We start from the raw sequence: 18600 nt of genomic DNA on the forward strand, positions 1-18600 counted from the left end.
AAGTGGAAGCCGGGTTTCCGTCCGGAAATGCGACAAAACAAGAAGATCGGCTGGAGGAAAGTCCATGAATGTCGAAAGTTACGAAAAAATCCTGCGTGACCGTCAGCGCGAGCTTTATCGCCGCCTGCACAAAATCGAGGCCGATTTCGAGGAGCCGCGCAATCCCGACGACGAGGATCGCGCCAGCGAACGCAGCAATGACGAGGTGCTGGACGAGCTGGGGCAGGTGGGCCAGGACGAACTGCGCGCCATCGACGCCGCGCTTGCCCGCATCGCGAGCGGCACTTTTGGCACCTGCGTCAAATGCGGCAGGAAGATTTCGGAGGATCGGCTGAAGGCAGTGCCTTACACGCCGTTTTGCCAGGAATGCGCTGCGGCTTTGTGATGGGTAACTTGGGAGTGAGAGGTCGCCTCCCGTTTCTTCTCCCCGCCGGGGAGAAGGTGGCCCGAAGGGCCGGATGAGGGGGCAACGTTGCCGAATATCACTGCCCTCGCCCCCTCATCCCGCTGCCGCGGACTTCTCCGCAGCGGGGAGAAGAAACAAGCGGCGACCACTCACTATACCGCTGCTGGAAGGCTCGAGTGAAATGAGACCTCTCCTTTCGCAACAACCTCGAACGCAATTTGATCGCCGTTAACCGGCCGCTGTCTTGTTCCTGTCTAATATTGCCTTCATGCTTTGGTGAAAGCACGCAGACGGGATTGGACTATGAGTGATTTGTGGCGGTTCGGGCGCCAATATGATTTTTATGAGATCGTCGCCGATGGCATCGTCCACGGTGTCGGCATTGTATTTGCGCTCATCGGCGCGACGGCGCTGATTTTCTACGCGATGGCTTGGGGCAGCCTGAGTGCGATTGCGGCCGCATGGATTTACGGTCTGGGCCTCGTCGCCTGTCTTTCCGTGTCCTTCACCTACAATATCTGGCCGCATTCCAGGGTGAAATGGTTCCTGCGCCGGCTCGATCATTCGGCGATCTTCATTCTCATCGCCGCCACCTATACGCCGTTCCTGATGCGCGGCATTCATGATCCGCTGATCGCCGTGATGCTGGGGCTGATCTGGCTTGCGGCCATCTGCGGCATCCTCCTCAAATGCCTGTTTCCCGGCCGCTACGACCGAGTGGCCATCGGCCTTTATCTCGCCATGGGCTGGAGCGGTATCATGGTGGTGGAACCTCTGTCGTCGCACCTCGCCCCCGTTACGCTCTGGCTCATCGTCGCCGGCGGTGTCATCTATTCGCTCGGCGTGATCTTCCACGTCTGGGAAAAGCTACGCTTCCAGAACGCCATCTGGCACGGTTTCGTCGTCTCCGCCGCCGCCGTCCATTATTTCGCCGTGGTCACCGCCTTCAGCCTCGTTCCGCTCGCATCATAACGACCGGCGCACTGGACATCGCTCCGCGTCATCGCTTAAGGCTCGTCGCAGAGCCGCCGCCTTTCAGCAGCCGCTCATTCAGAAATATGAGGGCGAAGCAATATGAGCGTGGAACTGCGCGACGCGACCGTGGACGATCTCTCCGGCATCATGGAGATTTATAACGATGCGGTGGTGAACACGACGGCGATCTGGAACGAGGTCGTGGTCGATCTGGAGAACCGCAAGGATTGGTTCGCCGCCCGCACGTCACGCGGTTTCCCGGTCATCGTCGCCATTCTCGACGGCAAGGTTGCCGGTTATGCATCCTACGGCGACTGGCGCGCCTTTGACGGCTATCGCCACACCCGCGAACATTCGGTCTATGTGCACAAGGATGCCCGCGGGCACGGCATCGGCAAGCGGCTGATGCAGGCGCTGATCGACCATGCCGGCGGCAATGACGTCCATGTGCTGATCGCCGCCATCGAGGCGGAAAACACTGCCTCCATCCGCCTGCATGAAAGCCTCGGCTTCAGGGTCGTCGGAAGATTTTCGGAAGTCGGCACCAAGTTCGGCCGCTGGCTGGATTTGACCTGTATGGAGCTGAAGCTGGGCTGAAAGCTTAACGCCATCTCCGGATCGGGCTTATGCCGCTTGTTTCTTCTCCCCGGCGGGGAGAAGAAATTCGCGGCACGGTCTTGCCGCTCAAACCGGCTCGAACACCATCGAATGGCCGTTGATGCAATAACGCAGGCCGGTGGGTGGCGGGCCGTCGGGGAAGACGTGGCCGAGATGGCCGCCGCAGTTGGCGCAGCGGATTTCGGTGCGCACCATGCCGTGCGTCGCATCGCGATGTTCCGTCACGGCACCTGGCTTCACGGGCTCGAAATAGCTCGGCCAGCCGCAGCCGGCATCGAATTTCGTGTCGGAGAGGAACAGCGGCTCGTCGCAAGCCGCACAGCGGTAGAGGCCTTTTTCCGTCGAGTTCCAGTAGGGTCCGGTGAAAGGGCGCTCGGTGCCCTGTTCGCGCAGAATACGGTATTGCTCCGGCGTCAGCTGCTCACGCCATTCGGCATCGGTCTTGTTGACTTTGGGGGATGTCAGATCGCTCATGGAATGATCCTTTCTGTTCCCGCCTCAAATAATCATCGCCGCCGCCGATTGAAAGGGGCGAGGCGTCATAACGCGTTCGTTATGGGGCGAGAGTACCGATTTGGGTTGAGATGACCGTGCCTATGCCTTAACTGAAAAATCGATTTGAGAAAGACGCCGTTCATTGGCGCGCGGGGATGGGGGACATCCCAGGAGATGTGAATGACATCAGATGTCACGGCGCTGACATTCCTGTCGCTGTTTCTGCCGTTTCTGGCAGCGCTTGCCGCGCCGGCCCTCGTGAAAAGGTTCGGCCATAATGCCGCATGGATCATCGCGATCGCGCCGGCCATTGCCTTCGTGCATTTTGCGCTGATGCTGCCGCAGATTGCGGCGGGCGGCGTGGTGACGGGCGGTTACGCCTGGGTGCCGAGCTTCAATCTCAGCTTCTCCTGGTTCATCGATGGCCTGTCGCTCACCTTCGCACTGCTGATAACAGGCATTGGCGTGCTGATCGTGCTTTATGCCGGCGGTTACATGAAGGGGCATCCGCAGCAGGGCCGGTTCCTCTCCTTCCTGCTGCTGTTCATGGGCGCGATGCTGGGTGTCGTGGTCTCCGACAGCCTGCTGATGCTGTTCGTGTTCTGGGAACTCACCTCGATTACCTCCTTCCTGCTGATCGGCTTCGACCATGAGCGCGCCGCCTCGCGCCGGGCTGCGCTACAGGCGCTGGTGGTGACGGGCGGTGGTGGGCTGCTGCTGCTTGCCGGGCTGATATTCATCTGGGACATCAGTGGTTTGACGCAGTTGTCGATGCTGGTGCGCGGCGGCGATATTCTGCGCGACAGCCCGTTTTATCTGGCGGCGCTGCTTCTGGTCCTTGGCGGTGCCTTCACCAAATCGGCGCAGTTTCCCTTCCATTTCTGGCTACCCAACGCCATGGAAGCGCCCACGCCGGTCTCGGCCTATCTGCATTCGGCAACCATGGTGAAGGCCGGCGTCTATCTCCTGATGAGGCTCAACCCGGTTCTCGGCGATACTGCCGCCTGGCAGATCCTGCTGCCCTTCTTCGGCGGCCTGACCATGCTCACCGGCGCGCTGCTCGCCGTGCGCCAGACCGATCTGAAGCTGATGCTTGCCTATACCACCGTCTCCTCGCTCGGCCTGCTCGTCATGCTCACGGGCTTCGGCTCGGACCACGCCATCGAGGCGGCGGTGCTTTATCTGGTGGCACACTCGCTGTTCAAGGGCGCGCTGTTCATGGTCGCCGGCATCATCGATCACGAGACCGGCACCCGTGACGTCACGAAGCTTGCCGGCCTGCGCAAGGCCATGCCCATCACCTTCGCCGCCGCACTTGCCGCAGCCATCTCCATGGCCGGCCTGCCGCCATTTTTTGGCTTCCTCGCCAAGGAAGAGATTTATTATGCGCTGGCGCATGGCAATCCGCGCGCCGTGCTGTTCACCGGCATCGCCATTCTCGGCAACGGGCTGATGTTCGCCGTCGCCTTTGCCGTGGGCTTGAAACCCTTCCTCGGCAAGCCGGTGAAAACGCCGAAACACGCGCATGAGGGACCGCCGCTGCTCTGGCTCGGCCCGGCGCTTCTGGCGCTGAAGGGGCTCACGACAGCGCTTTTTGCCGGCATCGCGCATTTTTACATCTCCACCCCCATGGCAAGCGCGATTGCGGGAGAGCCGCGCCCGGTGGAAATCTCGCTCATTCCTCATATAGGCCTGCCGCTCAGCCTGTCGTTGTTGACAATCGCGCTCGGCATCGCTCTCTACACGCAGCTTTCCAGGGTGCGCAGCCTGATGGACCGCAGCTTCAAGGCGCTCGGGGCCGGGCCGGACAGGGGCTTTGACGTCTTCATCGAAACGCTGGTGAGGATGTCCTTCCACGTCACGCGGCTTATCCAGCCCGGCCGGCTGGAGTTCTACGTCACCGCCACCTTCGCCGTCATCGCCGCCGTGCTGCTGGTGCCGCTGTTCCTCTATGACGAACTACCGTCGATCCCGGCCTGGCCGCATGATATGCCCATCCATGAGCTGACCTTCATCGTCATCGCGGTGGCGGGTCTCCTCGCGGTCTTGACGGCATCGAGCCGGCTGACGGCCATCATCGCGCTCGGCATACAGGGTTTTGCGGTGGCGGTTATCTTCCTGCTGTTCGGCGCGCCTGATCTCTCCTTCACGCAATTCATGGTCGAGACGCTCTCGGTCGTCATCCTGACGCTTGTCATGACGCGGCTACGCCTGTCGCCATCGGACCATCGCGGGCTTGGCCAGAAACTGCTCGACAGCACCATCGCCATTGCCTGCGGAACCGGCTTTGCCCTGTTCCTGATGCGGGCGACGCAAGCGAGCTTCGACAACCGCCTGACCGACTTCTACAACACCTATTCCAAGGTCATCGCCCACGGCGCAAATGTGGTGAATGTCATCATCGTCGATTTCCGCGGCACGGATACGCTCGGCGAAATCGCCGTCGTGATGATAACCGGTCTTGCCATCCTCGCGCTCATCCGCATCCGCCCCGCCGCCGTCCTCAAGGGGCCGGCGAAGACGGTGAAAAAGAAGGGAGCGCGGACATGAACACGCTCATCCTGCGCACGGTCGCGCCTGTCGTGACCAGCCTCATGGTGCTGTTTTCCATCTTCGTTCTGCTGCGGGGCCATAACGAGCCGGGCGGTGGATTTATCGGCGGGTTGATTGCCGTCTCCGCACTCTCGATCTACGGCATCGCCTATGGCGTGACGGCGGTCCGGCGCGCCATCGTCTTTCATCCGCTCTCGATTGCCGGGGCAGGGCTGCTTCTGGCCATGCTGTCAGGCCTCGTCTCCATGGCATCAGGCGTGCCTTTCATGACCGGCCTCTGGGTCTATCCGAGCCTGTTCGGCGTCGAGGTGCCGCTCTCCACCGTCATGTCCTTCGATATCGGGGTCTATCTCGTCGTTGTCGGCGCCATCACCTCCATTGCACTGGCGCTGGAAGAAAGGGAAAGCGACTGATGGAAGCGGTCTTCTCCATTCTCGTCGGCATCTTCTTTTCCGTGGCGATCTATCTCATGCTGTCGCGCCACAGCATCCGCATGCTGCTCGGCATCGCCATTCTCGGCAATGCGGTCAATCTGCTCCTGTTCACGGCGGGCAGGCTGACGCGGGATGTGCCGCCGATCATTCCGGCGGGCATGGACACGCTGCCCGCAGGTGCCGCCAATCCGCTGCCGCAGGCGCTTATCCTGACGGCGATCGTGATTTCCTTTTCCTTCTTCTGTTTCCTTCTGGTTCTGACCTGGCGCGCCTTCCAGGAATTGCAGACCGACGATACGGACGAAATGCGCACCGCAGAACCCGCCGGCGAGCCCTTGCCGCCGCTCGGTTATTGAGCGGCGAGGCAGAGACGACATGGCTTCCTCCACCACATCAACCGTGACCGATCTTTCCGCAGCGCTTGTGATGGCGCCCGTGCCGCTTGCCGACTGGCTGATCATCCTGCCCATCGCGCTATGCATCGGCGCAGGGGCCGTGCTGATGATGATGCGCCACGCCATCCGCCACCATGCCGCAGTCGCCATAGCCGCACTTTCTTTGCTGGTGATCCTCGACGCAGCACTGCTCTGGAAGGTTGCGACACAAGGCCCATTCACCATGGTCATGGGCCGCTGGCTGCCGCCCTTCGGCATTGCCTTCACCGCCGATCTCACCGGCGCGCTCCTGTCGCTCGCCGCCGCCATCGTCGCGCTTGCCGGCGCCATCCATGCCGGCGCGGATATCGATGCCAGCGGCAGGCGTTATGGTTTTTATCCTTTCCTGATGCTGCTGATGGCGGGTGTCACCGGCGCTTTCCTGACCGGTGATCTCTTCAACCTCTATGTCTGGTTCGAGGTGCTGCTGATCTCCTCCTTCGGCCTCATCGTGCTCGGTTCCACGCGCGAGCAGATCGACGGCGCGCTGAAATACGCCATCCTGAACCTCATCGGCACGACCCTGTTCCTGATCACGGTCGGATATCTTTATGCCATCTTCGGCACGCTCAACATGGCCGATATTGCGCTGAAGGCAACGGAGCTGCGTGGCATCGCGCCGTTGATGACGCTCGCCAGCCTCTTCGCGCTCGCCTTCGCCATGAAGGCCGCCGCCTTTCCGGTGAATTTCTGGCTGCCCGCCTCTTATCACACGCCGCGCATCGTCGTTTCCTCGCTCTTTGGTGGCCTGCTCACCAAGGTCGGCATCTATTCGCTGCTGCGCGTCATGGTCATGCTGTTTCCGGTCGAGCGGGAAGAACTGAGCATCGTCATCGCCATTTCCGCCGCACTCACCATGGTACTGGGCGCCATGGGCGCACTCGCCCAGAACGATATCCGCCGCCTGCTCGGTTACATCGTCATATCGGGCATCGGCTACATGATGGCCGGCATCGCCATCGGCACGCCGTCAGGCGTATCGGGCGCCATCTTTTATGCCCTGCATTCCATGGTGCTGATGACGGCGCTTTATCTTGCTGCCGGCCATGCCGCCCGCCTCGGCGGTGGTTTCAGCCTCACGTCGCTTGGCGGCCTTTACCGGCAGGCCCCGTGGTTTTCGGCACTGGCGCTTGCGCTGTTTTTCGCCGGTTCCGGCCTGCCGCCTTTTTCCGGCTTCTGGCCGAAGGCGGTTCTGGTCAAATCGGCCATCGATATCGGCGCCTGGTGGCTCGCTGCCGCCATCCTCCTCTCCGGTTTCATCGCCACCATCGCCTTCGGGCGGGTCTTCCTGCTGTGTTTCTGGCGTCCGGCCAAGGCGTCCACCAGCCAGCCCGCCTTGCAGCCCGCCGCCCGTCCGCCGGCCCCGTCTGTCGCACCGCTGGTGGGGCTGACTTTGCTGGTGGTGTTTTTCGGCCTGTTCCCGGAAAGCCTGCTCAATCTCAGCCAGCAGGCGGCGGCTGGTCTTGGTAATCCGCAGGCCTATATTCAGTCGGTCTTTCCGCAAGGGGGCAAGCCATGAGCCTCTACACCGTGCAATTGGTGTTTATTGCCGTCTGGCTCGCCGTGACGGGCAGCCTCACGCTGGCGAATATCGTCTTCGCCGTCATCGTTTCGACACTGGCGCTCGGGCTGATCCGCCATCAGCTTCCTGGCGGGCGAAGCCACTGGCTCAGGCTTTTCCGCGTGCTGTCGCTGGTGCTGCTGTTCTTCAAGGAATTGGCGCTCTCGGCCTGGAAGGTCGCGGTGCTGGTGACGCGGCCGAAGCTTGAGGTTCAGCCCGGCATTTTCGCCTATCCGTTGACGGTGACGACGGATTTCGAAATCACGCTGCTTGCCAATCTCATCACGCTCACCCCCGGCACGCTCTCCGTTGACGTTTCGGCGGATAGAAAGACGCTCTACGTGCACGCGATCGACTGCAGCGATATCGAAGCCACGAAAAACGACATCCGAAACGGCTTCGAAAGAAAGATCATGGAGGCGTTTCAGATATGACGCCGGAACTCATAGTTTCATTCGCAACTATACTTGCAACGGTTGTATTGTCGGCCGCCTTTTTGCTGACAGTCTATCGTGTCGTCGTTGGCCCGACCCTGCCGGATCGCATCGTTGCGCTCGACATGCTGGTGGGTATCGCCATCGGTTTTATCGCTGTCATCGCCATCCGCACCGGCTTTACCCTTTATGTCGATATCGCCATTGCGCTCGGGCTGGTCGGTTTTCTGGCGACGGTTGCCTTTGCCCGTTTCGTGCTGTCGCGTGGTCCTGACGATCGACGCAGGAGAGCGACGGTTCTCGATGGGGACAGGGCATCTGAAGTAATTGAAAAAACTATGGAAAACGATGCGCGCGGCAAAAAGGGGAGGGGCAGGCGATGATGGGCTTGATCGTGGCAATACTCGTTGCGGCGCTGACGGTTTCCGGTGCCCTCTTCTCTTTGATAGCGGCAATCGGGCTCAATCGGCTGCCTGACGTCTATACCCGCATGCATGCCGCTTCCAAGGCGGGAACGGTGGGGTCCGGCCTGTTGCTTCTGGCGGTGGGCATCCATTCCATGGAACTGTCGACGCTGGCGCGTGCGCTGGCCGGTTTTTTATTCTTCATTCTCACTGCACCGGTCTCTGCGCATCTTCTTGCGATGGCGGCGCACAAGGCAGGTTATCCGCTGGCCGATAAATCGGTAGTTGATGACCTCAAGAAAATGTGAAGTTGAAAATCCCCCTAATAATGGGGGGTATTCATTTTCAATTACCACTAGGCATAGTATTTTATTACCCGTAATTTTTTGTATTCGAATTAGACTGTTTTGAACTGAAAAATTGACACTAGGAATTTGACTTTTGCTGTTTTGCTGTTATCCAAATTAAGTGTAAAGTTGCTTATCGCGATTTGCATCTAGCCTCTTCATAGTCGGCATGGGCATTTTATTAATGTCTAATCTATGGCCCATCGGACCATTGCTGCCCATGTCGCAGGCCGTAAGTTGAATCTCGGATTAATTCGTTTCCGGTTTTCGCTTGAAATCTAGGGGTAGATTTCACGTTGGTTTCAACAAAGCGAAGGTGGGGCACCGGGTAACTTCACATCGCTCGACGCGGCGTTCGCCCGCGTCAGGGGATCAATAAACAGGAGATACTTAAATGACGGAAACTGCATACGGTAACGCCCAGGATCTGCTGGTCGAACTGACGGCGGATATTGTGGCTGCCTATGTTAGCAACCACGTCGTTCCGGTCACAGAGCTTCCCGGCCTTATTTCGGATGTTCACACGGCGCTCAGCGGAACATCGGCACCGGCATCGGTGGCGGTCAATGTTGAAAAGCAGAAGCCTGCCGTCTCGGTCCGCAAGTCGGTTCAGGACGATCACATCGTCTGTTTGGAATGTGGCGGCTCGTTCAAGTCGCTGAAGCGGCATCTCACGACGCATCACAGCATGACGCCGGAAGAATACCGCGAAAAATGGGATCTGCCGGTCGACTATCCGATGGTTGCTCCCGCCTATGCCGAAGCCCGCTCGCGGCTCGCCAAGGAAATGGGTCTCGGCCAGCGCCGCAAGGCCAGCCGCTGATTGTCACGACGCTCCGGTCTGTTCTTCTCCCCGGCGGGGAGAAGGCGGCAGGGTTCATCCGCTCACCCGGATTGGCTGTCTTCGAGGCCGTTTCTTCCCGTATGAAAATGTCCAGCCGGTCCATCGACCGGCTTTTTTATTGCCGCGCGGAATTTCAATAGAGGAAAAAAATCCCTACCCGGCACTGTCGCGATCCAAAAAACGATGTGAAATCAATTGGTATATTTGTGGGGGCAAATTCGCACTTCCCCGCATCCGCCCACAGGTGTATGAATTAATTCCTATTCGTAGAGGAGTTGCATATGCCGTCGGATACATTGCTTCTGTCTGCCGCCGCGCGGCCTCGCATGCAGGCCGTCGATCGCCCTTTCCGTCACTGGCCGCCGGCTGCCGGACGGGAGGAGATTGCCCGTCTTTGCCGTCTGGTGCGGCAGCTCACCGGGGAGATGGTACAATTGACGGGTGATCGCTTTGCGGCGCGTCGCGACCGCCGACGCATCGAATGCCACATCCGTCAGATCGCGATGTATGTCTGCCATGTCGCGCTCGGCATCCCCATGTCGGATATCGGCCCCTGTTTTGGCCGGGACAGAACGACGGTGGGCCATGCCTGCCAGGTGGTCGAGGACCGGCGTGACGAGCCGGCCTTCGATGAGTTCGTCGCCGTGCTGGAGCGGCTTGTCGTCGGCATTTTCAGCGTGATGAAAGGAGGAAGGGATGAGTGACCTGAAAAACGCCCAGACCGCTTCGGCTCATCGCGTCCTGCTGCGGCTTCTGCGTTGTATCGCGTCCGGCGCGGCTGACATCGCCGAGGAGGGGAACGAGATCGTCCTGCGCCGCAGGCGCCCGGGGCAGGCAGTTCAGCGGTTTCCGGCTGAGACGGTGCGGCTTGCCGTTTCCTCGGGCTTGCTGGAGTGTCGGCAGAACAGCCTTTCCGCCGCACCGCCGCTTGCCTCCTATCTGAAACGGGCCATGGCAAAGGACCGGGACGAGGTGTTTCAGGAGCAGCACCGGGATATGCAGACCGTCGTGGTTGAGATCGACGAAACGAAACAGCCGGCCCGGCGCAACCTCAACACCGCGCCGCTCACCAGCCTTTCACGATTGAAGGAGCGGGATGGCAGCGCATTTTTTCCTGGAGACGCGCTGGCGGCGGGCGAGCGCCTCGCTGCCGATTTTCATCGCGGCCATCTCAATCCCAGGGTCACGGCGACATGGGAACCACGCATTGCCGGCCGCAGCAAGGGCGAGGCGGGAGGCACCCTTGAGCTGACCGAAGCTGCAATGGCCGCAAGAACGCGGTTTTCCCGCGCGGCGGATGCGATGGGCCCGGAACTTTCGGGCGTCGCTATCGATATCTGCTGCTTCGAAAAGGGGCTGGAGACGGTGGAGCGGGAAAGACTATGGCCGGCACGCTCGGCGAAATTGCTGCTCAGGGCAGCACTGCTCTCGCTCGCCCGCCACTACGCGCCGCCTGTTCCCCCTGCGCGGGGCAAGGATCGCCCCAAGGAACGCCATTGGGGCGACGCGGATCATCGCCCTTCTCTCACATAGGGATGGCAACGGGATGAGGGCTCAGGCCGCCAGCAGCCGAGCTTCGTCGCGGATGCGCTTGATCATCGAGCGCAGGCCATTGGCGCGCTGCGCGGAGAGGTGCTCCACCAACCCAATCTTGCTAAACACCTCGATGGCATCCAGATCGGCAATTTCGGATGCTTTTCTGCCTGAATAGACGGTGAGCACGATGGCGACGAGGCCGCGCACGATATGCGCATCCGAATCGCCTTCAAAGGTCATGAGTGGGTCTTCCGCGCCATCGCTGTGGCTGACGAGCCAGACCTGGCTGGCGCAACCCTGCACCTTGTTCTCGGGCGTGCGCTTGTCCTGCGGCAACTCGGGAAGGGCCTTGCCGAGTTCGATGACATAACGATAGCGATCCTCCCAGTCGTCGAGGAAAGCGAAGTCGTCGAGGATCGTTTCGAGAGAGGCCATGGTTGCGCCGTATCATCCGTTATTCAATGTCTTTCCCAGCATATAGGGGAAGTGTGCGCGGTTTTGAACCATGGGCCAAGAAAAAGCCCACGGAAAACAGGTTTCCGTGGGCAAGTCAGGCAGGCAGTGGGCGGACGGATATCTCCGTCTGCAAATGAATGCTGTGGTGTGCCTCTGAAAATCAGAGGTCGGCAGGATCAGGGACCGATAAGATCAAGGAGTTGGGCGCTTCTGCGGCAGGGGAATGACGGTGCCGGTCTTCAGCATGTCGGGCTTCCCGGGAAATTCGACGCTGACAACGGGGGCTGCCGCCAGTTTTTCGGCGTCTGCGGCAATGTCGGCAACATCCGCGGGCTTGTCACCGGAGGCAAGCTGCTTGTCCAGCAGTTCATAGGCAACCTTTGCGCCTTCCTTTGCCCGCTCGCCGAGCGCGTGGAAGGTTTCGGCGCCCTTGACGCAGACATCGGGTTTTTCGATGCAGATGGCGCTGACATAACGATAGGCTTCCCCTGCGGCCGAAACGGCGCTGGGAAGATCAAATGCCGAAGGTTCCTTGGCCGGATCGTTGCTGCTGCCGATATAGGACAGCGCCACGAGCACCAGCGAAAACCAGAATGTTCCTTTGATCAGAAACCACATTGTCAGACACCCTGCCAGATGATCTTTGTTTTCTAAAGCCCCGCCCGGTTTCGGATCATCGGCCTTTGTCCCGTTTTTCGGGCTTGTGATGAAGCTACATGCGACCGGCGAACAGCCGATTGCAAAAAGCGGCGCAATTTAATTCAAATTGTATCTATTCTCCTCGTATCGGCACGCCCGCCATCAATTCATTCGCATTTTAACAGTCCATGTTAAGCATAATTGCGACAGAGCCCACGCGTTCCCGGGCAAAGCGGCGGCAAGCCTTGCCACAAAGGTTAACGCGATGGCGAAAATGAAGCGAAATCCGTCGCTTACCCGTCATTAACCATGATTGGCAAAGCTTGGAATAAATGCCCCGTATTGGGACTGCGGCGCATTTGACAGGCCTTTGGCGCCATTCTTTTTATCCATTCCTTAAGCCGCCGCCTTCTATTGTCGAGGCCGTTGGAACCGCCTTTAAGATTCGGGTTTGGTATTGCGTAATATGAGAGAAAAAGCGGTCGCACTGGTCGACCATGCCGCGGGCAGATGGCTTGCGCGCATGGAAGAGGACGCCGAACGGCGCGCCGGAACCATTGCACGCCTGCGCCGGCTGATCGCCTTCAGCGCCGTCGGCCTTTTTATTGTACCAGCCCTGTTCAGCCTTGTTTTCAGCCCCGCTATCGCGCTGCCCATCGGCGCGGCCGTGGTGCTGGCGCTTTATCTCGCCGCCGCCGCGCTGCTGATTGCCTTTTCGCGTCCCGCACGCGGCTTCTCTTCGCCTTCGGCGCCTTCCGGCGATGAGGATATGATCGCCGCCGCGCAGGTGCCGGGCCTCGTTCTCACCCTCAATGAAAACGGTCTCGTCGAGCGCGTCTCCGGCCGCGACCGCGACAGTTTCCCCGCTGATCTCAAGGCCAGCAAGGGCGAGATCTTTGCTGAATATGTCTATGTGTCCGATCGCATCGAACTGATGCAGGCTTTTGACCTGTTGCGGCAGGGCGAGGACAAGGCGACGGCCGAGCTTCGGTTCGAAACGGGTGGAAAATCGCGCCAGACGCAATTCATGCACGTCCGTATCGAGATGACTGCAATCCGCGGCGCGACCGGCCGTCTGCGCCGTATCGTCGCCCAGCTTTCAGACGTCACTGAGATGGAACGCCTGCGCCGCGATGTCGCCCGCAAGGCGGCGGAGGCGGAATCGGCCAATGACGCCAAGTCGCGTTTCCTTGCCGCCGTCAGCCATGAGCTGCGCACGCCGCTCAACGCCGTCCTCGGTTTTTCCGATATTCTGGCCGGCGAATATTTCGGTCGGCTGGAGAATGACCGCCAGCGGGAATATGTCGGCCTGATCCGCCAGTCCGGCGCGCATCTCCTGTCCGTCGTCAACACGATGCTGGATATGAGCAAGCTCGAAGCCGGTCGTTACGAATTGCTGATGGAAAGCTTCCCGATTTCGGAGACCATAGCGTCCTGCGAAGCCATGCTCGGCCTGCAGGCGAAGGAAAAAGGCCTGACATTGACCAGCCGCATCCAGCGCGGTATCGGCGAAATCTCGGCCGATCAGCGTGCCATCCGGCAGGTCCTCATCAATCTCGCCGGCAATGCCATCAAATTCACCGATGCGGGTGGTGTGGTGTCGATCGATGCCGCGCGTGAAGGTGGGATGCTGAAACTGACGGTGAGCGATACGGGCATCGGCATCGCATCCGACAAGATCGAATTGCTGGGCCAGCCTTTCATGCAGGTTCAGAATGAATATACCCGTCGCTATGAGGGCACGGGTCTGGGACTGTCCCTGGTCAAGGGGCTTGTGGCACTGCATGGCGGCACTTTCGTCATCACCAGCAAGCCCGCCGAGGGAACGGTCGTAACGATCACCTTGCCTGCCGACGGTTCCGGCATGGTAGGTGGCGGTGAAAACGCTGAAACCGAATGCATGGTGGAATTCCCGCCGCGCATCCGCCAACTCGGCGACATGGCTGCGAAAATGAAGAAGGATGGTGACGATGGCCCCGCGAAAGCGAAAATCGCCTAAGAAAACAACGGCCCAGATCGGCGCTGGGTTTGTTTCCTTGGTGGTTTCGGCCATCGGGCGCGAAATCCTGCGCCATCCGAAACTGGTCGGCGGCTGCGGTGCTTTTGCGGTCGTCTTCGGTTTTGTCGCCGCCAATGCGCTCTGGTATCAGCCGGGCGTTCACCCGACCCCCTTCCTGCGCACGCGTGATGCGGAAAACCCGAACGGCATTGCCGGTTATCGTCCCACCGAACCGCTCGGCACCCACGGCAACGTCACCACCTTCCGTATAGAGCGGCCGGCAGAAAACGAGACGGTGCAGCCTCCGGCCGCCACGGAAACCGCGGCACTTCCCGCCGCCGACACCCAGAAGCCGCAGCAGATCGTCGCCGATATTCAGGCTGAGCTGAAGAAGCGTGGGCTCTATGAAGGCGATGCGGATGGCCGCATGGGGCCGAAGACCGCCGCCGCCATCATGTTCTTCGAGGAAACGCTCGGCATGGAACAGACCGGCGAGCCAACGACCCGGGTGCTGGCGGCGCTGAAGATCGATGGCGCGACCGTTGCCGCGATCCCGAAAGACCGGCCTTCCGACACCAGCGGCGGCGTCGAGATCGATCCCGTGGCAGCTGCCATCCGCAAGGCGGAGGCACCACGCCCGAAAGCCGAGCCGGCCTCCCTCAACACTTCGGCCAATGCCGCCAAGCCGGCAAGCCGCGACCTGATCTCCAGGATCCAGCAGGGGCTGATCAATATCGCTTATGCCGATGTGAAAGTGGACGGTGTGGCGGGGCAACAGACCCGCAATGCTATCAGGGCGTTTGAGAAACATTATCGCTTGCCGGAAACCGGCGAGCCGAGTGAGGCCGTGCTGAAGAAGCTGAAGTCGATCGGGGCGCTTTAGATTTAAGCTTCCAGAGTGTTGACGGCGGACCAAGGGTGCGCGGGGCTTTACCCCCCTCTGCCCTGCCGGGCATCTCCCCCTCAAGGAGGGAGATCGATATGTGGATAAGTCTCGCCCATCTTAACGTTTGCGAATGAAGTGGCAGTAGTGCCTCCTGCCGATCTCCCCCCTTGAGGGGGAGATGCCCGGCAGGGCAGAGGGGGGTAAGCCACGTCCATCCAGGCCTACCGGCCCGGCCACCGTCTCCACCGAAAGCAACCCCATGCGCCTCAAATCCGAAATGTTCGTCTCAGCCCTCATCCGCCGCGTTTTTGCCGCCGGTGGATTTGCCGCTGTGGAAAAGAAAGGCGCGGAGGCGGCGGGGGCGATCTTCGTGCGCCAGCGGCTGCGTGACGGCCGCGAGAACCTCTATGGACCCGCCCCGCAGAGCTTCGCCGATGATGAGGACATCATGCGCGGCGAGCGTCGTTTCGAAACGCGTCTGGCCGGCGTGGAGGGCGAGGAGATTGCCGCCCTGCTGGAACGGGAAAGGCGGTTCGACAGCGACCTGTGGGTCGTGGAGATCGAGACCGATGAAATCGGAACGTTGCTGACGCTGGTGGACCAGCCGCAGGTCTAGAACTGCCCGGCCAAAGACCTGCCGTTTGAACGGGGGAAGGCGTGGACCTGCCTGCCTAACCCTGCGTCCCGGTTCTCTGCGTGGCCGGTGCGCTGTGGCTTGGTCGTTCGCGGCCATGTGTATAGCTGTCGGCGCGCCGCCAGCTTTCCAGCCGCTCTTCGCACTGCACGACGTCGAGGTCGTCGAGTAGGGCTTCCGCACGGCTCATGTCGCCTTCGGCGGCGGAAAGATGCGGATAGAAGCATTGCAGCACGAAGGCTGCTTCGGAAAATTCCATTCCGAGACCGGTCAGCGTCGTCGCCAGCTGCACGCCTGATATATCGAGCATGATGCGCTCTGACAGCCAGTAGCTGGAGGAGAGAGAGTCCGCCAGCGCCACCGCAAATTGCCGGGCGTTGCGTTCCCGCGCGAAACGCACGAGCAGTGCTTCCTGCACCTCACTCAGGCGGCGAAGGCCGAGGATATCGTTTTCCGGGCGGTTGAGGTGATGCGCCATCTGCTTGATGCGCTGGCGCATTTCTTCTTCGAATGCGGAAGCGGCGGCGATGTTGTCGGTCTTTTCTTCCGCTTTCGGCTCTTCAGGACTTGCTACCGCCTGCGGTTCTGCGCCGTCAGCCTGTTCGTCCGGCCGTTTCAGATCTTCCGCATGGCGAAGCCCGACAAGCGCATCGATAACCGTGGGGGAGAGGTCTTCGCGCCGCACGATGGTGCGCGCATGGGCCGCCCCTTGCGTGCGGGCAATGGTGATCAGCGTGTCATCGTCAAGGCATTTGGAGGAGATGAGGAAGGGTGCCGAAAGCGAAATCGGCTGGCAGGCAATGAAGAAGGCGACGGCCGAAGGCACGCTCGGATGCTGCGAGAGCGCGGCGATGGCCTCGCGCTTGGCTTCTTCGGTGGAGGCGTTGAAAAGCGGCATGAAAAGTTCGGCGAACTGCCGGAGGTCCGTTTTTGACGGATGGGACACAGACTCGAAATTCGTCACCGTGGCCATAAGCACCACATCTTTCTTCCTAATGGCTCTTGGCCTCTCAAGTTCTCGAAACCGGTCGGTCAACGCACTACCCAACAAACGCAAACACAATATCGGCTCAAATTAGAGCAAATGCGTTGACGTCCTGTTAACTATGGGGGGTGGCAAGAGGGAATCTGCCCCTTTCAACAAGGAAATTTTAAAACCTTGATGACGCCGGAAATCCGATGGAACTTTTCTGCATCGCCTTAGTTTTCAACGGGTGCGGCTCACAGAGAAAGAAATGAGGGTCCGGTAATTAGGGTTAACGGATCATTAACCTCTGTCTGTTTGTAATTCCATGGGCAGTATTAGGATTCCATGTTATTCTGATCTTCGGAAAAAATGCAAAAATGGCATGTGAAGCCTGAATCTGCGCACGATCGCCTTATAAGAATCGCTTTGGATTTTTGGATCGTGCGAAAACCAGTCTGTGGACTGGCCTATGCGCAATGTGATGGTGATGACATTCCCGACGCAAGACGAGGCTTGCGCGGTTCCCATGGGCAACATTGACAATCATGTCCCGAAGAGGAGATGAGCATGGCAGAGATTATTGCAATTGGCGACGCCCGACGAAGCCTGCGCCCCGCTGGCGTGGTTGCACACGTTATCGGCCCGGCGAAGGTCGTGCTGTTTACCGGCGTTCGTTATGAGAAACGCGATACCGAACCGACCGGAAAAGTCGCGCACAAGGGCAAATCCGCAGCGGAGACTGCCCTCAAGTCCTGATTATCGACAATGAACCGACGTTATTTCCACGGCGTCGGCTGGCATTTCGCCTCGTTCAGGAACCGCTCCGCCTCTTCGCCGAAACTCGGCTGCGGCACCATGGTTCGCAACACCACATACCCTTCCGTCTGATCCGATTCCGCCAGAATGGCCTGAGAGAGCGCGGGAGGCTGCGCCTTGCGGATAGCGGCGATCTGCACCGCATCGGCCACCAGAATATCCATCTCGCCGCCGGCGGAGGTGCGGTCGTTCATGCTGAACACCTCGTTCGAGGCCTTGTCGTAAACCGCGACCGACCAGAATGGCACGGCGCCGATGGCGGTGAGCCGGACCGGCTGTTCCTCGATATTGAAGGTGCAGACGGCCACCCGCATGAAGGGATCGCCGCTTCCGAGGGTCTTTTTCTCCGCCGTCTCCTCGAGCAGATGAAACAGATGCGGTTTTCCTTCCGCCAGCGCCCGCGTATAGGCGTCGCGATTGCTGAAATGCGGTATCGCCAGAATGACGATGACATGCAGCACGGCGGCGGCAACGAGGCCGGTGACGATGGCGAGCAGCACCCTAAGCATTGCCACACCCCAGCTTGCGGATCTGCGGCATGGAAATGTCGATCAGGCCGGAACTGCCGGCAACCGGCGTATCAAGCAGCGTCAGGACGAGTTTGAAGGTCTGGCCCTGCGGCACTGCGAGCCAATTATAGGTCTGGGCATCGGGGGCGATGGTGATATCGATGCCGCCATCGGCGCTGCGTAGCAGCGTACGGGAATTGAGCGCGAAGGGGCGCCCGGCATCTTCGGCGAGCACATTACCCTGCTGGTCGGCGGTATAAAGCGTCCAGAACCGCGCCGGCGGCACGGCGCCGGCCAGACGGTAGCGGCATTCACCGCTCAGGCGCTGTCCGTCGCTATCGACGGCGGCGGTGAAAGACAGTCCCTCGGCCGTGCCGTAAAGCAGCTTGCCGGCGTCGGCGCGGTGCGATTTCGCGTAAGGGTCGGCCTCAATCGTCTGCGCCTCGGGAAAGGCATCCCAGGAGCCGATGCGGATCGAGCCGAAACCGGATGTCGCTTCAAGCGCTGCCATCGTCGCGGCAATACCGCCGCCGAAGGCGATCAGAAGGGCGATGCCGACAAGGAATGGAACTCGGAACACGCTGTTTTCCCGTTTTTGAACAGGTCGAGGACTATCACTGATTCCCCGTTTGGAAAATGGCGTGGCCTGTTTA

General features: G+C 60.2%; 23 protein-coding genes. 17 read left to right on the forward strand and 6 right to left on the reverse strand.

What is annotated here, in order from left to right:
- Positions 1-64 precede the first annotated feature (64 nt).
- From GSF67_RS03105 to GSF67_RS03115, 3 genes are all read left to right on the forward strand, one after another.
- A complete protein-coding gene (locus tag GSF67_RS03105) occupies positions 65-385 on the forward strand; it encodes a TraR/DksA C4-type zinc finger protein (protein ID WP_006316614.1) in 321 nt (106 codons plus the stop codon).
- 324 nt (positions 386-709) lie between these two features.
- Positions 710-1378, forward strand: a complete 669-nt coding sequence (locus GSF67_RS03110) for a hemolysin III family protein (RefSeq protein ID WP_006316615.1) — start codon at positions 710-712, stop codon at positions 1376-1378.
- Positions 1379-1480: 102 nt separating this feature from the next.
- Entirely contained in the window at positions 1481-1978 is a 498-nt protein-coding gene (locus GSF67_RS03115) for a GNAT family N-acetyltransferase (RefSeq protein ID WP_006316616.1), read from the forward strand.
- An 87-nt stretch (positions 1979-2065) separates the two neighbouring features.
- Here the strand turns inward: GSF67_RS03115 and msrB are convergent, their stop codons facing one another.
- Positions 2066-2473: a peptide-methionine (R)-S-oxide reductase MsrB gene (msrB, locus tag GSF67_RS03120; protein WP_006316617.1), complete on the reverse strand. Its 408-nt coding sequence runs from the start codon at positions 2471-2473 to the stop codon at positions 2066-2068.
- A gap of 201 nt (positions 2474-2674) precedes the next feature.
- On the opposite strand from msrB, the gene GSF67_RS03125 reads away from it, so the two are divergent.
- The 10 genes from GSF67_RS03125 to GSF67_RS03170 all read left to right on the forward strand — a co-directional run bounded on the left by GSF67_RS03125 (position 2675) and on the right by GSF67_RS03170 (position 11038).
- Positions 2675-5044, forward strand: a complete 2370-nt coding sequence (locus tag GSF67_RS03125; protein WP_006316619.1) for a putative monovalent cation/H+ antiporter subunit A — start codon at positions 2675-2677, stop codon at positions 5042-5044.
- On the forward strand, positions 5041-5460 hold the full coding sequence (locus GSF67_RS03130; protein WP_006316621.1) for a Na+/H+ antiporter subunit B: 420 nt from the start codon (positions 5041-5043) through the stop codon (positions 5458-5460). Before GSF67_RS03125 ends, GSF67_RS03130 begins: the two co-directional genes overlap by 4 nt.
- On the forward strand, positions 5460-5837 hold the full coding sequence (locus GSF67_RS03135) for a Na+/H+ antiporter subunit C (RefSeq protein WP_006316622.1): 378 nt from the start codon (positions 5460-5462) through the stop codon (positions 5835-5837). Before GSF67_RS03130 ends, GSF67_RS03135 begins: the two co-directional genes overlap by 1 nt.
- A gap of 19 nt (positions 5838-5856) precedes the next feature.
- Entirely contained in the window at positions 5857-7434 is a 1578-nt protein-coding gene (locus GSF67_RS03140; RefSeq protein WP_006316623.1) for a Na+/H+ antiporter subunit D, read from the forward strand.
- On the forward strand, positions 7431-7910 hold the full coding sequence (locus GSF67_RS03145) for a Na+/H+ antiporter subunit E (RefSeq protein ID WP_006316625.1): 480 nt from the start codon (positions 7431-7433) through the stop codon (positions 7908-7910). Before GSF67_RS03140 ends, GSF67_RS03145 begins: the two co-directional genes overlap by 4 nt.
- Entirely contained in the window at positions 7907-8293 is a 387-nt protein-coding gene (locus GSF67_RS03150) for a cation:proton antiporter (protein WP_006316627.1), read from the forward strand. Before GSF67_RS03145 ends, GSF67_RS03150 begins: the two co-directional genes overlap by 4 nt.
- Positions 8290-8622 (forward strand): monovalent cation/H(+) antiporter subunit G, encoded by a 333-nt coding sequence (gene mnhG, locus GSF67_RS03155; protein ID WP_006316629.1) that lies wholly within the window; start codon positions 8290-8292, stop codon positions 8620-8622. Before GSF67_RS03150 ends, mnhG begins: the two co-directional genes overlap by 4 nt.
- A gap of 433 nt (positions 8623-9055) precedes the next feature.
- Positions 9056-9484: a MucR family transcriptional regulator Ros gene (gene ros / locus GSF67_RS03160; protein WP_003509257.1), complete on the forward strand. Its 429-nt coding sequence runs from the start codon at positions 9056-9058 to the stop codon at positions 9482-9484.
- Between the two features lie 302 nt (positions 9485-9786).
- Positions 9787-10209, forward strand: coding sequence for a helix-turn-helix domain-containing protein (locus GSF67_RS03165; RefSeq protein WP_006316631.1), 423 nt, complete (start codon positions 9787-9789; stop codon positions 10207-10209).
- Positions 10202-11038, forward strand: coding sequence for a DUF6456 domain-containing protein (locus GSF67_RS03170; protein ID WP_006316633.1), 837 nt, complete (start codon positions 10202-10204; stop codon positions 11036-11038). The genes GSF67_RS03165 and GSF67_RS03170 overlap by 8 nt, the downstream gene beginning before the upstream one ends.
- A gap of 21 nt (positions 11039-11059) precedes the next feature.
- Here the strand turns inward: GSF67_RS03170 and GSF67_RS03175 are convergent, their stop codons facing one another.
- Together GSF67_RS03175 and GSF67_RS03180 are read right to left on the reverse strand one after the other, a co-directional pair.
- Positions 11060-11476: a SufE family protein gene (locus tag GSF67_RS03175; RefSeq protein WP_006316635.1), complete on the reverse strand. Its 417-nt coding sequence runs from the start codon at positions 11474-11476 to the stop codon at positions 11060-11062.
- Between the two features lie 213 nt (positions 11477-11689).
- Positions 11690-12115 carry a DUF5330 domain-containing protein gene (locus GSF67_RS03180; RefSeq protein WP_006316637.1) on the reverse strand — a complete coding sequence of 142 codons (426 nt, stop codon included), beginning with the start codon at positions 12113-12115 and terminating at the stop codon, positions 11690-11692.
- Between the two features lie 487 nt (positions 12116-12602).
- Between GSF67_RS03180 and GSF67_RS03185 the strand changes: the two genes are divergently transcribed.
- The 3 genes from GSF67_RS03185 (at position 12603) to GSF67_RS03195 (ending at position 15637) form a co-directional block, all read left to right on the forward strand.
- Positions 12603-14135 carry a HAMP domain-containing sensor histidine kinase gene (locus GSF67_RS03185; RefSeq protein WP_006316641.1) on the forward strand — a complete coding sequence of 511 codons (1533 nt, stop codon included), beginning with the start codon at positions 12603-12605 and terminating at the stop codon, positions 14133-14135.
- On the forward strand, positions 14107-15018 hold the full coding sequence (locus tag GSF67_RS03190) for a peptidoglycan-binding domain-containing protein (protein WP_006316642.1): 912 nt from the start codon (positions 14107-14109) through the stop codon (positions 15016-15018). The genes GSF67_RS03185 and GSF67_RS03190 overlap by 29 nt, the downstream gene beginning before the upstream one ends.
- A gap of 262 nt (positions 15019-15280) precedes the next feature.
- Entirely contained in the window at positions 15281-15637 is a 357-nt protein-coding gene (locus tag GSF67_RS03195; protein WP_006311220.1) for a DUF1491 family protein, read from the forward strand.
- A gap of 55 nt (positions 15638-15692) precedes the next feature.
- On the opposite strand, the gene GSF67_RS03200 is transcribed toward GSF67_RS03195, so the two are convergent.
- Positions 15693-16628, reverse strand: a complete 936-nt coding sequence (locus tag GSF67_RS03200; protein WP_244399772.1) for a DUF2336 domain-containing protein — start codon at positions 16626-16628, stop codon at positions 15693-15695.
- A gap of 561 nt (positions 16629-17189) precedes the next feature.
- Between GSF67_RS03200 and GSF67_RS03205 the strand changes: the two genes are divergently transcribed.
- Positions 17190-17378: a hypothetical protein gene (locus GSF67_RS03205; protein ID WP_035214766.1), complete on the forward strand. Its 189-nt coding sequence runs from the start codon at positions 17190-17192 to the stop codon at positions 17376-17378.
- Positions 17379-17398: 20 nt separating this feature from the next.
- Here the strand turns inward: GSF67_RS03205 and GSF67_RS03210 are convergent, their stop codons facing one another.
- Positions 17399-17947, reverse strand: coding sequence for a membrane protein (locus GSF67_RS03210; protein WP_006311223.1), 549 nt, complete (start codon positions 17945-17947; stop codon positions 17399-17401).
- Positions 17940-18527: a DUF1214 domain-containing protein gene (locus GSF67_RS03215; protein WP_006311224.1), complete on the reverse strand. Its 588-nt coding sequence runs from the start codon at positions 18525-18527 to the stop codon at positions 17940-17942. Before GSF67_RS03215 ends, GSF67_RS03210 begins: the two co-directional genes overlap by 8 nt.
- Between the last annotated feature and the right edge of the window lie 73 nt (positions 18528-18600).

This window comes from Agrobacterium sp. CGMCC 11546 (genome assembly GCF_013365515.1).
Classification (GTDB): domain Bacteria; phylum Pseudomonadota; class Alphaproteobacteria; order Rhizobiales; family Rhizobiaceae; genus Agrobacterium; species Agrobacterium fabrum.

Coding starts and splice junctions, on each gene's coding strand:
- GSF67_RS03105 (WP_006316614.1), top strand. CDS start 65: ATGAATGTCGAAAGTTACGAAAAAATCCTGCGTGACCGTCAGCGCGAG.
- GSF67_RS03110 (WP_006316615.1), top strand. CDS start 710: ATGAGTGATTTGTGGCGGTTCGGGCGCCAATATGATTTTTATGAGATC.
- GSF67_RS03115 (WP_006316616.1), top strand. CDS start 1,481: ATGAGCGTGGAACTGCGCGACGCGACCGTGGACGATCTCTCCGGCATC.
- msrB (WP_006316617.1), bottom strand. CDS start 2,473: ATGAGCGATCTGACATCCCCCAAAGTCAACAAGACCGATGCCGAATGG.
- GSF67_RS03125 (WP_006316619.1), top strand. CDS start 2,675: ATGACATCAGATGTCACGGCGCTGACATTCCTGTCGCTGTTTCTGCCG.
- GSF67_RS03130 (WP_006316621.1), top strand. CDS start 5,041: ATGAACACGCTCATCCTGCGCACGGTCGCGCCTGTCGTGACCAGCCTC.
- GSF67_RS03135 (WP_006316622.1), top strand. CDS start 5,460: ATGGAAGCGGTCTTCTCCATTCTCGTCGGCATCTTCTTTTCCGTGGCG.
- GSF67_RS03140 (WP_006316623.1), top strand. CDS start 5,857: ATGGCTTCCTCCACCACATCAACCGTGACCGATCTTTCCGCAGCGCTT.
- GSF67_RS03145 (WP_006316625.1), top strand. CDS start 7,431: ATGAGCCTCTACACCGTGCAATTGGTGTTTATTGCCGTCTGGCTCGCC.
- GSF67_RS03150 (WP_006316627.1), top strand. CDS start 7,907: ATGACGCCGGAACTCATAGTTTCATTCGCAACTATACTTGCAACGGTT.
- mnhG (WP_006316629.1), top strand. CDS start 8,290: ATGATGGGCTTGATCGTGGCAATACTCGTTGCGGCGCTGACGGTTTCC.
- ros (WP_003509257.1), top strand. CDS start 9,056: ATGACGGAAACTGCATACGGTAACGCCCAGGATCTGCTGGTCGAACTG.
- GSF67_RS03165 (WP_006316631.1), top strand. CDS start 9,787: ATGCCGTCGGATACATTGCTTCTGTCTGCCGCCGCGCGGCCTCGCATG.
- GSF67_RS03170 (WP_006316633.1), top strand. CDS start 10,202: ATGAGTGACCTGAAAAACGCCCAGACCGCTTCGGCTCATCGCGTCCTG.
- GSF67_RS03175 (WP_006316635.1), bottom strand. CDS start 11,476: ATGGCCTCTCTCGAAACGATCCTCGACGACTTCGCTTTCCTCGACGAC.
- GSF67_RS03180 (WP_006316637.1), bottom strand. CDS start 12,115: ATGTGGTTTCTGATCAAAGGAACATTCTGGTTTTCGCTGGTGCTCGTG.
- GSF67_RS03185 (WP_006316641.1), top strand. CDS start 12,603: ATGAGAGAAAAAGCGGTCGCACTGGTCGACCATGCCGCGGGCAGATGG.
- GSF67_RS03190 (WP_006316642.1), top strand. CDS start 14,107: ATGGCCCCGCGAAAGCGAAAATCGCCTAAGAAAACAACGGCCCAGATC.
- GSF67_RS03195 (WP_006311220.1), top strand. CDS start 15,281: ATGCGCCTCAAATCCGAAATGTTCGTCTCAGCCCTCATCCGCCGCGTT.
- GSF67_RS03200 (WP_244399772.1), bottom strand. CDS start 16,628: ATGGCCACGGTGACGAATTTCGAGTCTGTGTCCCATCCGTCAAAAACG.
- GSF67_RS03205 (WP_035214766.1), top strand. CDS start 17,190: ATGGCAGAGATTATTGCAATTGGCGACGCCCGACGAAGCCTGCGCCCC.
- GSF67_RS03210 (WP_006311223.1), bottom strand. CDS start 17,947: ATGCTTAGGGTGCTGCTCGCCATCGTCACCGGCCTCGTTGCCGCCGCC.